We start from the raw sequence: 11591 nt of genomic DNA on the forward strand, positions 1-11591 counted from the left end.
CCTCCCGGCTGAAGCCGGTCCTGCAGGTTTGGTTTCGTTACTTATCCTGCCAGTACATCCCGAAAAACGTCCGGGCGAATGGCTGCTATATGCAGCAGCGAGCGGGCGGCGCCTGACGGCGAGCGGCGGCCTTGCTCCCATTCCTGAAGTGTCCGCACGGACACGCCCAACAGCTCCGCAAAGCGAGGTTGTGACAGGCCGGTCTTGCTGCGCGCTTCAGCGGCTTCGGTTGCTTTCACTTGGTGAACATCGCCGTAGTACCCGGCTCTCACTTCCTGGATCGCCACCAGCAGCTCTTCACCGATATTGCGTTTGGCGTCGCGCTCCAAGAGCTCTTTTTCAGTCAGGGGCATGATTAAACTCCTTGGCGATTTTGCGCAGGATATGCGCGGGAATATTCTCAGTCGCGCCTTTGCTGTAAATCAGCAATGCGAGCAGTACACCGCTGGCTAGCTGGGCGGTATAGATGACTCGTACCGAGCCGCTTTTACCCCGACAATCCAGGTTCCAGCGGACTTTGCGGCAACCTCCTGAGCCTGGAACAACTGCTCCGGCATCAGGATCGTTGGCTAGAAATGTCATGAAGGCGCCACGTTCTTCTTCTGTCCAATAGTCCGGCCAGAGCTTTGTGAACAAGGGGGATTCAATAATCGTCAACATTGAATTCTACGTCTCTGACGTATATGCGGCAAGCTGCGATGAGAGGAGAACGTTGCGTTGGCAGGAAATCGCTACCTTGCGTTATGAAAGTCAGGGTTGGTTGATTTATTTGTGCGGGGTTGCAATGGTTAAAGCGGGGGAGATCGGGGTCAATGGGCGGGGGTGTAGGGCTTTTCTGATAATTCTGTGGGTACTCGATTTGTGGGAGCGAGCGGACGGCGTTCCGACTTGCCCGCTAAGGGACTATTACATCCGGCACATTGTCTGTGGCAGAAACATCGCCTTCACTGGGAGGCTCGCTCCTACGGGTACGAATGAATGATGAATATATCCAGAACGACAGGCCTTAACTATTGCGGCCCTACCCAGATTCGTAGCAGCGTGGCCGTGCAAAACTTAAAGAAACATCCCTCAGCTTCCTGAGATTTGCCCTACAGAACCCTCCAGCACATTCCTTTAGCGTTCGTCTCCTCAAAGACGTCACCCAAGGAATGGCATGATCCCCGTTACCCGACTCGGCGACAAACACGTCTGCCCCATCCCCGGCCATGGCACCTCGACTATCGTCAGCGCATCGTCTGATGTCCAGATCAACGACCTGGGCGCCGCTCGCGTGGGCGATGTCTGCGGTTGTGGCGCGGTGATCACGGCAGGCTATCCGCGCATCATCATCAACCACCGGCCGGTCGCGCATCTGGGTAGCCCAACCAGCCACGGCGGCTTCATCGTCTCGGGCAGCCACGATACCTTTGGCGGCTATCAATTCGAGGGGGAATGCACCGAGACCGTCATCGACTTCGCCAAACTCGGCGCCGTGCGCCCGGACGGCTCGGTTGATGAGCCACTCATGGCGCAACTGCTGGCCGACCCGCAACTCAAGCAACGCGCTCTGCTTTCGGGAGCGCTGGTGCAATCCAAGGCTGCGCCCCAAGCAGCCAAGGAGTTGCTGACACCCGAACTGATTGCGGTCGCCGGCAGCCAGCACGATAACGGCTCCGGCAACAAGATGATGTTCATCGCCCAGGCTGTGCGCGAACTGGCTGAATTCCAGTCCGACAAGCCCGGCCTGACGCGCACATTGGTGGTGTTCACCCCGAGCTACAACGACGCCATGCTCAGCGCGGCGCGCGCGTCTGCCGACCACTACGACGCAGCCTTCATCACCGTTGGCAACGCTCAGGAGCTGATCCACTACCTCAATCAAGGCAAAGACCGTAAGCAATCCCCTATCGAACACCTATCGCTGTTCAGCCACGGCGTACCCCAGCGCATTGCCTTTGGCTACCAACTGGCCGAAGACCAAGAGCTGTCCCTTGATGTACTGAACTACGAACAGCTTTCCGCCCTCGCGTTTGCCGGTTCCGCGCAAATCGACAGCTACGCCTGCCGCACGGGTATGGGCAACGCGTATGACCTTGCTATCGAAGGGCTTTTCCAGTTCTCCTCGCAGACCGATGAAAGCCTGGCGCAGTTATTGGCCGATCATCTGCAGATCAAGGTGCGCGCATTTATTCGGCGCTCGGATTACAAGAATACCTGGGGGTCGTTTGAAGATCGGCAGCGGGGCAAGTTATGTGAAATCAATGGTAATGCGGCGCCACGGGAGAAGTGGTGTAAGAGATGGAAAGAGTTGGAGGATGAGCGCAAACAGCAACATGAAGAGTTTAACTTCACCTATCAAAAGTTTGGGGCTGTCCATCCTGTAATCTCAGGCATCACGCCCGTCGGTGTCTCCGGAGATCACTTTGAATTTCTACCGAAGTAAGCTTATCCGGATTTCAACGGTCGTTTTTTCTTCGCTGCTACTAATGGCGAGCTATTACGGATACAAGGTAATGACTAGCGTATATAAAACAGATTTTGGTAACGGCGTGGTGATCTATGCTGATGACTACGTAAAGACGGGTCAGTGGGTGTACGACTGTAAATACTCACGGCTGATCAACCGCCGACCACTGTCGGCGCCTATAGCCGAGCTTGAGAAAACCGGAATGCTGACTATCGGTAATATGTACTCCCTGAATAATGCCGACGAGGCACAGGCAAAAGAGTCAATCCGAGCGATAACGGGTATAAATGGGTGGCATAAAAAACTGCATTATCTTTACACTGGTCTGAATGAGAGTAGTAATATTGCCGCCCATGTTTTCTATTTGTTGGGTCGTCATAATGGCCGGGATTGGGTATTGACGATTCGACATAGAGTTTACCTGGGTGAGTCTATCTTCACTGTAACCGCCAAGCCCTACCAATCCGAAACTTTTATAGATCACACCAAGATGCTCCAACTCGCCGCCCAAAGCTGCCCTGTTTCATAGTAAAAGCGTCCATCAGTTGAGCGGTAAGTGCGGGTGGGAGGCGGTTTTCTGAGTATGGGACCGCCTTGATGGCGACCGAGTACGCAGCGCTGGCAATGGCCTCCGGGACGCGATCTATCACGGATAAAGATAGTTAAGAATTTAGAAAGTTGGGGCGTTGGCTGTCGGTGTGGTTTATTGTGCTGAAGTGCTTGATATGAGGTTTGGTGGGGCTGGAGTGCTGTGATTAAGGGTCGTTATAGGCTTGGTTAGCAGCTGAGGTGTATTTTGGCGTTGCTCGTGCTAGTTGTTTTTCAAAGGATGTTGTTGATGGGGTTTTTAAAAAATGCGCTTGACTGTAAATTATTTCTATATGTTTTGGGCGATATTTGATGCGTTTTACATACTGATATATTGTGTTTATATGGTAGGTTATAATCGATTTCCATATGTTTACGATTTTCAGGGGGTTCAAACAAGCTCGCTGGGAATTGAACTGCCAGTTTTCTATTTTTTATTCGGTTTGGTTCTCGATACGGGTTTTAGGTCTTGGCTGTTTAATGTGTCTTTGGTTTTCTCGTGTCTTCTATTTTTGATGCGATGGAGAGTCGTGAAGTATGTGACAAATTTTCAGGCGGTCTTGCTTCTGATTTTTTCTTTTGAAATTGCTACGTCATCTTTTGCAGGTATGTTGCTTCTGCATAAAGCGATATTTGCCGCAGTTGCAGTGCTGCCACTTGCGTTGTTGATAGCGCGAGCAAGAACCGTTAGTTATATAGAACGTCATAAAAAATAGCGAGCCCGGAACAATAAGCTCTCGTCATGCATGCCAAAGAGGCTCCTTGTGCCGGCCAGCCCAGTTTCCGCCTTGCTCTGTAACGCTTCCTGTCGTGGCGCAAGCTCGGCACAGTCCGCAAGCGCACCTCATTTCGTTATTCGGGATGAGGCTTGTGCGAGATTGCTGACGATGACATCCGTTCAATCGCTGATGCTTGCGATGCTACGTACTCGATCGCCACTAAGACGGCTCTCACGGGGGGGGCTAGGTGGCAGCGCGGTGTCAGGCGCTGGCCCTCACGAACAGGTTCGCTCCTGCCGGTTTCGTGTGTGCTCGTTCACAGCGACGCTTTTTCGTGGGAGCGAGCGGGCGGCGTTCCGACTTGCCCGCTAAAGGGCCATTATATCCGGCACATTATCTGTGACAGAACCATCTCCTGCGCGGGGAGGCCTCGCTCCTGCGGAGTGTGTGGTGGCTGTGCGACAGTGGGGCGCCAGGTGTTACGTGTCGCGAACAAGTCCGCTTGCAGCCATTCAGCCATGACGGCGGCTTTCACTGTGCCAAGGGCGACACCTTGGAAACAAAACCTCGCGCATCGCGTGCCTGCACAAGGCACCTTGCTGTAAGGTTGCGGTCCAACCGACTCACACTCCGGGATTGAAAGGACAACGCCATGCTGGATTGGAAGAACCGCGCGGGCAGCGCAAGTGAACCTGCGGCTGCTACCGCCCCAGTCAAGGAACGCGGCTACTTCGGTGGTCTGTTTTTCAGTCGTGCCGTGGGTACTCTGGTCGGCATTTATCTGTTGGTGACCATTGCCATCGGTTGGTACTGGAGCCAGGAGCCAGCGCTGTTTCCGGTCCAGCAGAACGCCCAGGCCGCCGCCGAGCGCCAGGGTCGGCAGATGGTGATCGGCTTTACCACCATCGAAACCCTCAAGACCGTCGCCCAGACCCTGCTCGACAAGCCCGGCGGCTATCTGTCCAACGACCGTATGCCGCCTGGCCTGTGGCTCGATAACATCCCTAGCTGGGAATACGGCGTGCTGGTTCAGGTCCGTGACCTGAGCCGCGCCCTGCGCAAAGACTTCGCCCGTTCCCAGTCGCAGTCAGCTGAAGACAGCGATCTGGCCCGTGCCGAACCACTGTTCAACTTTGACAACAAGAGTTGGGTGCTGCCTTCCAGCGAGTCGCAGTACCGCGAAGGCATTGCCGCCCTGAGCCGCTATCAGGCGCGCCTGTCTGCACCGGATCAGAAGAACGCGCTGTTCTATGCGCGCGCCGATAACCTGAACAACTGGCTCGGCGATGTCGGCACGCGCCTGGGTTCGCTGTCGCAGCGTCTTTCCGCCAGTGTCGGTCGGGTCAAGCTTAACAGCACCCTGAAAACCGAGACTCTGGCCAGCGTCAAGCCGGGCGAAGTGCCTCAGGTCGACGAAGAAATCGTCGAGACGCCATGGTTGCAGATCGATAACGTGTTCTACGAAGCCCGCGGCCAGGCCTGGGCCTTGTCTCATCTGCTGCGCGCCATCGAAGTGGATTTCGCCGACGTGTTGGCGAAGAAGAACGCCACGGTCAGCGTGCGCCAGATCATTCGTGAACTGGAAGCATCCCAGGAGCCGATGTGGAGCCCGATGGTGCTCAACGGCGGTGCCTTTGGCGTGCTGGCCAACCACTCGCTGGTCATGGCCAACTATATTTCCCGGGCCAACGCGGCGATTATCGACCTGCGTCAATTACTTTCCCAGGGCTGATGGATGTCCATTTCCTCCAATGAAGTCGCGCATCGCGCGGCTTCCGATGCCGAACAGATCGCCTGGGCCGACGAGCAGGACCAGCTATTGGGCGCCATGCGTCGTTCGGACCTGCGCGAGCAGGGGTTGATCGGTCGCGGCACCTATATCCTGCTGTTCAATTCGACGGGCGAGCTGTGTGTGCATCGGCGCACCCTGAGCAAGGCCATCTATCCCGGCTATTGGGATGTGGCGGCCGGTGGCATGGTCCAGGCCGATGAAAGCTATGCCGAGTCGGCCACCCGGGAGCTGGAAGAAGAACTGGGCGTCAGCGGCGTGCCGTTGCGTGACCATGAACGGTTTTTCTTCGATCAGCCGGGCAATCGCCTCTGGTGCGCGGTGTTTTCTGCCGTCTGGGACGGGCCTTTGGTGTTGCAGCCGGAAGAGGTGCTTGAGGCGCATTTTCTACCCGTCGCCGAAGTGCTGCGCCAGACCCACGAAATACCTTATTGCCCGGACTCTCTGGCTGCACTCAAGCGGTATTTGGCGCACGTCGCAAAAGTTGATTGATTTAGCGCAATTTGCCGCTTAGCAACAGGGAAATTTGCCGTTACACTGCGCGGCCTTTTCACGCTGGACCGGTTTGCCGGTCCAGTTGCGCTGCCCCTGCCTGAGTGGGGCTTCGCGGTCGGTGTTCACCGGCCAATCTTCAGTCCTCAACAAGAGGATTTCCCGTGGCCAAGAAAGCCGCATCCTTCGCCGCCCTGGGCGGTCTGGTGTTTTCCACCGACGCAGGCAGGCACTGCCCTGACTGCCGTCAGCCCGTCGACGCCTGCACTTGCAAGCAAAGCCTGATTCCCGAAGGGGATGGCATTGCCCGTGTGCGTCGCGAAAGCAAGGGCCGTGGCGGCAAGACCGTGACGACCATCACCGGCGTGCCCTTGCCCGAAGACGGACTCAAGGACCTGGCCAAGACGCTCAAGCAGCGTTGCGGCACCGGTGGCTCGCTCAAGGACGGGGTGATCGAGATTCAAGGCGATCACGTCGAGCTGCTGCTGGCCGAACTGGTCAAGCAAGGGTTCAAGGCGAAGAAGTCCGGCGGCTGAAGGCCCCCGCACTTTGAGCAAACTCTGCGGCGTCCACTGGGTCTATTACCCATCGGCACTGTTTACGGCGAACGGCACCAAACCGTCATTTGCACTCTTTACACTGCGCCCACCGGTCACGGCCGGGGCTATCTGACTTTTTATAGGGGACTTCGATGTCCGTACGACGCACACGCAAAGACGATGGCAGTCAATGGACAGCTGCGGACAGCCGCAGTGTTTATGGGATTCGTCATTGGGGCGCCGGTTATTTTGCAATCAGCGATGCCGGCCGGGTTGAAGTTCGTCCCAACGGGCCGAACAGCACACCCATCGATCTCTATGCCCAGGTCGATAACCTGCGCAAGAGCGGGCTGTCCCTGCCGTTGCTGGTGCGCTTCCCCGATATCCTGCAAGACCGCGTCCGCCAGCTGACCGGTGCCTTTGACAGCAACATCGCGCGCCTGGAGTACCAGAGCAAATACACCGCGCTGTATCCGATCAAGGTCAACCAGCAGGAAGCGGTGATCGAGAACATCATCGCTACCCAGGATGTTTCCATCGGCCTGGAAGCCGGCTCCAAGCCCGAGCTGATGGCCGTTCTGGCCTTGGCACCCAAGGGCGGTACCATCGTCTGCAACGGTTACAAGGACCGCGAGTTCATCCGTCTGGCGCTGATGGGCCAGAAACTGGGTCACAACGTTTTTATCGTGATCGAGAAAGAATCCGAAGTTGAACTGGTGATCGAAGAAGCTGCCGAGCTCAAGGTCGCGCCGCAGGTTGGCCTGCGCGTTCGTCTGTCGTCCCTGGCCTCGAGCAAGTGGGCGGATACCGGTGGCGAGAAGTCCAAGTTCGGTCTCTCGGCGGCGCAATTGCTGTCCGTGGTCGAGCGCTTCCGCAAGGCTGGCCTGGACCAGGGCATCCGCCTGCTGCACTTTCATATGGGCTCGCAGATCGCCAACCTGGCGGACTACCAGCACGGTTTCCGTGAAGCCATCCGTTATTACGGCGAGCTGCGCAACCTCGGCCTGCCGGTGGATCACATTGACGTTGGCGGTGGCCTGGGGGTCGACTACGACGGCACCCACTCGCGCAACGCCAGCTCGATCAACTACGACATGGACGATTACGCCGGTGTCGTGGTCGGCATGCTCAAAGAGTTCTGCGACGCCCAGGGCCTGCCGCATCCGAATATCTTCTCGGAAAGCGGTCGCTCCCTGACCGCGCACCACGCCATGCTGGTGGTGCAGGTGACTGACGTCGAGCGGCACAACGACGAAGTGCCGGTGATCGATGACAAGGACAGCCTGCCGGAAACCGTGCAATGGCTGGTGGATCTGCTCGGCCCGACCGATATCGAGATGGTCACCGAGACCTACTGGCGCGCCACGCACTACATGAGCGACATCGCCACCCAGTATTCCGAAGGCAAGATCAGCCTGGCGCAGAAAGCCCTGGGCGAGCAATGCTACTTCGCCGTGTGCCGTCGCTTGCACAACTCACTGAAGGCGCGTCAGCGTTCCCATCGTCAGGTGCTGGACGAGCTCAACGACAAGCTGGCCGACAAGTACATCTGCAACTTCTCGGTGTTCCAGAGCCTGCCGGATACCTGGGCCATCGGCCAGGTCCTGCCGATCATCCCGCTGCATCGCCTGGACGAAGAGCCGGTGCGTCGCGCCGTGCTGCAAGACCTGACCTGCGACTCCGACGGCAAGATCAAGCAATACGTCGACGAGCAGAGCATCGAGACCAGCATGCCGGTGCATGCCCTCAAGGAGGGCGAGGACTACTTGCTGGGTATCTTCCTGGTTGGTGCCTATCAGGAAATTCTCGGTGACATGCACAACCTGTTCGGTGATACCGACTCGGTGAACATCTACCAGAACCCGGACGGCAGCGTGTACCACGCCGGTATCGAGACCCACGACACCATTGAAGACATGTTGCGCTACGTGCACCTGTCGCCAGAGGAGTTGATGACTCACTACCGCGACAAGGTCGCCAGCGCCAAGATCACCGCCCGTGAGCGCACGTATTTCCTGGATGCGTTGCGCCTGGGGCTGACACGGTCTTCGTACCTGTCCTCTTAAAGGCGGTGTAATACTTTGTGGGAGCGGATAAATCCGCTCCCACAATGGCTGGGCTTTTAGCCGTCCTACAAGGGTTTGCCTATTACTGCGTAGGCAACGTCCGAATCTGCATTTCCCTCATTGCGCCCCCAGGTTTCTCGGCCAGAATTTCCGGCCCGTCAGAGGAACCTGTCATGTCTACTCCCGCCTTCAAACTGCATATTGTCCGCGCACCGGTTGCATTCACCGTGCAGTCATTCACCGGCTTCGAAGCGATCAGCCAGCCCTTTGTCTTTGAAGTGGACGTCACCTGTCGTGACAACGCGCTGGATATGCGCGGTCTGATGTACCAGTCGGCATACCTGGCATTCAGTAACGGCAAGGGCGGTTTTCACGGGCAAGTTCATGGTGTTGAGCGCCGCCATTTTCTACCCGGCCCCGCCTGTTATCGGCTGACTCTCGGGCCGCAGCTGGCATGCCTGGGACAGCGGTACAATCAGCGGATTTTCCAGGACTGCACGGCGTTGCAGATCATCCGCCGTGTGCTGCAGGAGCATGGCATCCGCCGTAACAATTATCGCTTTGACCTCAAAACCGAATGCCAGCCGCGCCGCTACTGCGCGCAGTACCGCGAAACCGATTTGCAGTTCCTTCAGCGGCTGTGCGCGCAGGAGGGCATTCACTATCACTTCCGTCATTCGCGACAGGGTCACGAACTGGTGTTCGGTGACGGCCTGCGCAGCTTTCGCCGGGTTCCCGAGGCACCGTTCCAGAGTGTGCCGAATGTCGAGGGTGTGCGGCGTTTTGCCGTGAGTCACGAACAGGCTGAGACTCCCGGCTCACGTATGCAGCAACTCGCTGAAGGCGAAAGCACTCTGCCGTTCCTGGGGGCTGGCCAGTTATTGCCCCTGACCGGGCACCCACAGCAGGAGTGGAATCATTTATGGCTGGTGACCGAGGTGCGTCATCAGGGGGCTGGCGGCTACCTCAATCAATGGCAGGCAACGCCTTGGGAAGTCGGCTTTCGCGCCCCGGAATCGCCGAACCCGGAGCGCCTGCCGGGTATGCAGCAGGCGCGGGTGGTCGAGGCTTGCGCCGATGCTGACGGGCGGGTACGGGTGCAGTTCGACTGGGGCGGTCATGGCCAAGGCGCGGCGCTTAGCCAGTGCTGGTTGCCGGTGGCGGCACATCTGCAAGAGCGAGCGCACTGGTATGAGGGCATGCCGGTGGTGGTGAGTTTTCTCGAGGGGGACGCAGACCGGCCCTTGATCAGCGGTTGCATGCCGGTTGGGCCGTTATCGTTACCGGCTGCGCAGTTACCTGCGCCGATGGATGAGCGCCACACGCTTGCGGCCTGGCTTGATCCGCAGATATTGCTCGCCGAGGAGCGCGGCCTGCAGATCAATGACGGCCTGAAAGTGAGTTTCGAGGAGGGTTGCCAGCTACTGTTGCGGGTGGGAAGCAGCACCGTGGAGCTGGATGGCAGGTCGCTGATGCTGACTGCGCCCCGACTGGATCTGTCCCCTGAGCCAAAATGAGACGGGTGGGATCCTATGGGACCGGCTAAAGCGGTCCCACAAATTCGACAAATCAGAATTGCGCTTCAGCGTGAAAACCATCCATCGGTGCGACTCAACCGCCACGCAATCATTCCCAGGCTGAGGCTGCGCAGCACCATGAACAGCATGAAGCTCAGCCACAGCCCATGATTGCCCAAGCCCTGGGCCAGCCACGCCGTCGGTGCAATCAGCAGCACGCTGAGCAGCATGGCGTTGCGCATTTCCCGGGCACGGGTGGCGCCGATGAACAGGCCGTCGAGCAGGTAGCTCCAGACCGCTACCAGCGGCAGCGCCGCCAGGTACGGCAGGTACTCGAAGGCAATGGTGCGGACCTCATCGATGTCAGTCTGCATGGCGATAAAACCGCGCCCGGCAAACAGGAACAGCAAGGCAAAGGCGACGCTGCAAATCAGCGACCAGCCTCCTGCCACGGTCAAGGCGCGACGCAGGGCCGTGCGGTCACGAGCACCAATGGCGTGGCCGCACAGGGCCTCGACGGCATGGGCCAGGCCGTCGAGTGCATGGGCAGTGAGCAGCAGCCCATTGAGCAGCAGGGCATTGGCCGCCACCGTCGCATCGCCGAGCCGAGCGCCCTGAACAGTGATCAGGAAGAACACCGATTGCAGGGCCAGACTGCGAATGAATATATCGCGGTTGACTGTCAGCAGCGGCCGCCAGTTGCTCCAGCGTTGCAACGCCGCCCAGCACATTTGACCGGGGTAGGCCAGCAAGCCTTTGCGGGTCAGTGCCAGGCCCAATAGTGCGCCGAACCACTCGGCGAGCACCGACGCCCGCGCCGCGCCGACCACGCCCCAATCCAGTCCGAGGACAAACCACAGGTTGAGGGCGATATTGCTCAGGTTGGTCGCCAACAAAATCGCCAGCGGCGCCCGGGCATTCTGCAGGCCCAAGAACCAGCCCACCAGGGCATAGCTGGCCAGTGTGGCGGGCAGGCCGAGCAGGCGGGTATGGAAAAAGTCCTGGGTCAGCTGATTGAGATCCGCCGAAGGTTGCATCATCGCCAGAGCCAGGTGGCTGAAGGGCAGGGCGATCACTGCCAGGAAAAATGCCAGCAGCACTGACAGCGACAAGCCTTGCAGCAATATCTGCCGCAACGCCGCGCCATCACTGCGCCCGGCCGCCTGGGCGGCGAAGCCGGTGGTACCCATGCGCAGAAAACCCATGGCCCAGGCCAGGAAGGTATACAGCGTCGAACCCACCGCCACGGCGCCGAGCTGATGGGCGTGGGGCAGGTGGCCGATGACACTGCTGTCGACCAGTGCCACCAGCGGCACGGAGATATTCGACAGAATCATCGGCGCGGCCAGCGCCCAGACCCGGCGGTGGGTGACGCGATGGTGCCAGTCGTTCAGCAGGTTGGACATGAGAGCCTCTTGAGAAGGCGATCATT

At 58.4% G+C, this 11591-nt stretch carries 10 protein-coding genes; 7 read left to right on the forward strand and 3 right to left on the reverse strand.

What is annotated here, in order from left to right; all coding sequences use genetic code 11:
* Window positions 1-41: 41 nt before the first annotated feature.
* The gene (locus ACCD02_RS22110) at window positions 42-353 is read right to left on the reverse strand and encodes a helix-turn-helix domain-containing protein (RefSeq protein ID WP_413306542.1); all 312 of its coding nucleotides are present in this window, start codon (window positions 351-353) and stop codon (window positions 42-44) included.
* Window positions 340-660: a transcriptional regulator gene (locus ACCD02_RS22115; protein WP_413306544.1), complete on the reverse strand. Its 321-nt coding sequence runs from the start codon at window positions 658-660 to the stop codon at window positions 340-342. Before ACCD02_RS22115 ends, ACCD02_RS22110 begins: the two co-directional genes overlap by 14 nt.
* A gap of 496 nt (window positions 661-1156) precedes the next feature.
* Between ACCD02_RS22115 and ACCD02_RS22120 the strand changes: the two genes are divergently transcribed.
* The 7 genes from ACCD02_RS22120 (at window position 1157) to ACCD02_RS22150 (ending at window position 10159) form a co-directional block, all read left to right on the forward strand.
* Entirely contained in the window at window positions 1157-2425 is a 1269-nt protein-coding gene (locus tag ACCD02_RS22120) for a PAAR domain-containing protein (RefSeq protein WP_413306546.1), read from the forward strand.
* Between the two features lie 70 nt (window positions 2426-2495).
* Window positions 2496-2978, forward strand: coding sequence for a hypothetical protein (locus ACCD02_RS22125; RefSeq protein WP_413306549.1), 483 nt, complete (start codon window positions 2496-2498; stop codon window positions 2976-2978).
* A 1430-nt stretch (window positions 2979-4408) separates the two neighbouring features.
* Window positions 4409-5488, forward strand: coding sequence for a DUF2333 family protein (locus ACCD02_RS22130; protein ID WP_413306552.1), 1080 nt, complete (start codon window positions 4409-4411; stop codon window positions 5486-5488).
* A 3-nt stretch (window positions 5489-5491) separates the two neighbouring features.
* Window positions 5492-6037, forward strand: a complete 546-nt coding sequence (locus ACCD02_RS22135; protein WP_413306554.1) for an NUDIX hydrolase — start codon at window positions 5492-5494, stop codon at window positions 6035-6037.
* Between the two features lie 164 nt (window positions 6038-6201).
* The gene (locus ACCD02_RS22140; protein WP_413306557.1) at window positions 6202-6573 is read left to right on the forward strand and encodes a translation initiation factor Sui1; all 372 of its coding nucleotides are present in this window, start codon (window positions 6202-6204) and stop codon (window positions 6571-6573) included.
* Between the two features lie 155 nt (window positions 6574-6728).
* Window positions 6729-8642, forward strand: a complete 1914-nt coding sequence (gene speA, locus ACCD02_RS22145) for an arginine decarboxylase (RefSeq protein WP_413306559.1) — start codon at window positions 6729-6731, stop codon at window positions 8640-8642.
* A gap of 173 nt (window positions 8643-8815) precedes the next feature.
* Entirely contained in the window at window positions 8816-10159 is a 1344-nt protein-coding gene (locus tag ACCD02_RS22150) for a contractile injection system protein, VgrG/Pvc8 family (protein WP_413306562.1), read from the forward strand.
* A 65-nt stretch (window positions 10160-10224) separates the two neighbouring features.
* Here ACCD02_RS22150 and ACCD02_RS22155 read toward each other — a convergent pair whose 3' ends face one another.
* Window positions 10225-11565, reverse strand: coding sequence for an MATE family efflux transporter (locus ACCD02_RS22155; RefSeq protein WP_413306565.1), 1341 nt, complete (start codon window positions 11563-11565; stop codon window positions 10225-10227).
* Window positions 11566-11591 lie beyond the last annotated feature (26 nt).

Origin of the sequence: Pseudomonas sp. Pseusp88, assembly GCF_047303955.1 — a bacterium.
In the GTDB taxonomy this organism is placed as follows: Bacteria; Pseudomonadota; Gammaproteobacteria; order Pseudomonadales; family Pseudomonadaceae; genus Aquipseudomonas.